2 protein-coding genes and 1 pseudogene are annotated in these 2,323 nt (G+C 66.0%); 1 reads left to right on the plus strand and 2 read right to left on the minus strand.

The features are described 5' to 3' along the window. Positions 1 to 145 precede the first annotated feature (145 nt). Together DRV84_RS15035 and DRV84_RS15040 are read right to left on the minus strand one after the other, a co-directional pair. Positions 146 to 1,048 carry a hypothetical protein gene (locus tag DRV84_RS15035; protein ID WP_192881438.1) on the minus strand — a complete coding sequence of 301 codons (903 nt, stop codon included), beginning with the start codon at positions 1,046 to 1,048 and terminating at the stop codon, positions 146 to 148. Positions 1,049 to 1,055: 7 nt separating this feature from the next. Then, positions 1,056 to 1,865, minus strand: coding sequence for a glycosyltransferase family 32 protein (locus DRV84_RS15040; RefSeq protein ID WP_115982137.1), 810 nt, complete (start codon positions 1,863 to 1,865; stop codon positions 1,056 to 1,058). A gap of 213 nt (positions 1,866 to 2,078) precedes the next feature. Here DRV84_RS15040 and DRV84_RS15045 point away from each other — a divergent pair. Further along, positions 2,079 to 2,323: pseudogene (locus DRV84_RS15045) on the plus strand (IS256 family transposase); the annotation flags it as partial.

Raw genomic sequence — 2,323 nt, forward strand, 5'->3', positions numbered from 1 at the left:
TCTATTGGTTGTGAGTCCTGACCGTAGGGGCCAGTCCGGCGGATTGAAATTCATTTCTGCCGGCCGAACATGACGCCGTTCTTGCAGTCCCGCACGAGCGGCGCGATGTGGGCGAGCTGCACGGCGATGTCGATCGAGCTCCCCATTACGCTGACGCATCGGGAGGGACGGGGGATTCGATCGGCTCGGTATCGAAGATACGCGTCACCTTGCGGGTCCCCACCTGGCGGCGCAGGCTCCGGTAGGCGTGCCGGGCGAGTCCCACCTCTGCAAGGTTTCGCCACTTTCGGTAATGCACCGCGGTGATCGGGCGATCCTCGGGCAGCGGCTTGCCGCGCAGCTTGCCGCCCAGGATGTAGTGATCATCCTCGGCGAGCTCGTGCCAGGACAGGCCCGCGCGCTGCATGGCGACCGGCAGGCTCATCTGGTCCAGATAGGGGCGGCGCTTGGGCAGTGTCGCGATGCGGTCGATGGTCTGCGCCGTGTCCATCCAGGTCTCGGCGAAACGGCGGCCCTCGGCGTCGCGGTGGGTTTCCGGGAAGATCACGAAGCCCGAGGAGAAATAGGGTAGCTTTGCCTTGCCCCGGCGCATGAGGTCGATGCGCTGCTCGGGCAGCGGCATGTCGAAGGCGCCGTAGATGTCGTGCCAGATCGACTGCTCGGCCCAGAGCATCGACGCCGCGCGCGAACACGTGACCGCGCCGTCGCGGAGCTGGCGGGCGGGGTCCGTGTCGGAGATCATCAGGATGTCGCTATCCATGAAGCCCGACCAGTCGGTGTCGCGCGGCTCGAGGCAGGCGAGGAGCTTGTTGCCATGCGGATAGGGCGGGTCGAAACGGCCCTCGGTCTGCATCGGCCGCACCTCGGCGTCCATGCGGCGCAGGGTTTCCACGGCCGCCGCGTCGATCTCGGCCATACGGTGCGCGGGGCAATAGCCGATGAGCCGGACCCCCGTGCTCACGTGCCGCCGGATCGACGCCGCCAGATAGCAGGCGAGATACTGGTAGACCGGCGGCTCGACGATGAAGATCAGGCTCAGCGACGGCATCGGCGTGTCACTCCAGCGCCTGCGCCGGGTCGATGCCGACCTCGCGACACATTCTCCAGACATAGGAGTTCTCGAGCGGCACGTTCTTGCGCCACCACGGTTTCGTGCCGTTGGTGTAGAGGTGGACGGAGACGGTGTCGTCGGTGAACCACCCCTCCACCCGGCCATGCGGATCGTAGAAGATGTCGTTGAGCTGGAACGGCACCGGGTAAAGCACGTCGGGGGTCATGGCCCGGTCGGAATCGCCCGTCTGCTGGGCGAAATACGTGAAGGCCTGCGGACCGAATGCAGTGCGCTCGGTCTTGTAGATCCGCACCGCGTGGGGCAGATCATCCTCCTGGCGGGTGATCTTCTTGCGCTGGTTCTTGTTCCACCACGGCGGCACCTCGGGCAGATTCTCGTAGAAGTCGAGCAGTCGGTCCATCAGCTCGCAGTGCCGCGGCAGGCCCACGACCCCGCAGTTCAGCGCCCCGCGCATGCCGTGGCCGGCGAAGATCCACTCCCAGTCGTCGGGGAAGGGCTTGTGGCAGAAGGCGTCGCAGTCGATCCAGATCGCGCCGGTGGCGCGTATCATCTTGTAGCGAAAGACGTTCGACAGGAACGAGGCCGATGTCTGCTCGACGATGTCCATGGGGATGTCCATGATCTCGCTCGCCGGCCGGACGTCGACCCCCTCGGGCGCGTTTGTGACCTCCTCGGTGCAGTAGAGCGTGACGGGATGGCCGTGGCGCAGATGCGAGGCCAGACAGAGCTGATTGAGATACTGCAGTCTCTCCCCGATCCAGAGGGAGGCCACGGGTTTGCGTTCGAGTGCCACGAGGGAGTCCCCTTTGTCCTGCTCACTACGGCGCGGGTTCTCCCGCTGTCTTGTTGCTGACCGTCTCCCATGTATCGCGGAAGATGGTAAACCCGCAATATTCGCCGAACGCGGCTCAGAGCTATGCTCGAAAATAGGTGATGGGGCCTGAGAAGGCGGCGTATCGTGGCTGGTGATGAAGCCTGCCAGAACCTCCCGAAGGAGCGATACGCCATGGACGACGATACCACGATCACCCCGCTTCACCAGCCCGGATCGGTGGAGGACCCGCTGACCGAGATCGCGCGCGACGGGGCGCGGCGCATGCTGGCCGCGGCGCTGCGGGCGGAGGCCGACGCCTTCGTCGCGCGCCATGCCGAGGAGACGCTGCCGGACGGCCGGCAGCGGGTTGTGCGGCATGGGTATGGGCCCGAGCGCAGCATCCAGACCGGGATCGGCGCGCTCGAGGTGCGCCGCCC

Origin of the sequence: Rhodosalinus sediminis (assembly GCF_003385555.1) — a bacterium.
Lineage (GTDB): Bacteria > Pseudomonadota > Alphaproteobacteria > Rhodobacterales > Rhodobacteraceae > Rhodosalinus > Rhodosalinus sediminis.